The organism is Caballeronia sp. M23-90, assembly GCF_053574605.1.
The window spans coordinates 1-248 of sequence record NZ_JBSIPA010001087.1; the positions used below are offsets into that span (position 1 = coordinate 1).

Annotated in this window: 1 protein-coding gene; it reads left to right on the forward strand. The window is 52.4% G+C overall.

Features of this window, described 5'->3' with window-relative positions; all coding sequences use genetic code 11:
- Positions 1 to 12: 12 nt before the first annotated feature.
- Positions 13 to 248, forward strand: a 236-nt coding sequence (locus ACRXB1_RS37915; RefSeq protein WP_449494998.1) for a type IV toxin-antitoxin system AbiEi family antitoxin domain-containing protein, incomplete at its 3' end; no start/stop codon positions are given.

Below are 248 nucleotides of genomic sequence, written 5' to 3' on the forward strand. Positions count from 1 at the left end.
CTTCTCGATGAACTGCCTGGCCACGAAAGTTTTCATCAGACAGACATGCTGATGGAAGGATTAAGCAATCTTGCTCCACGACGGCTGCAAGCGCTACTTGATCGATGCCAAAGCGTGAAGGTCAAGCGTCTCTTCTTCTTCTTTGCGGACCGGCACGGTCATGCATGGCTCAAGCATATCGATCGATCGAAAATCGGGCTTGGTTCGGGCAAGCGGGTGCTGGTAAAGGACGGACGTCTGGATTTCAC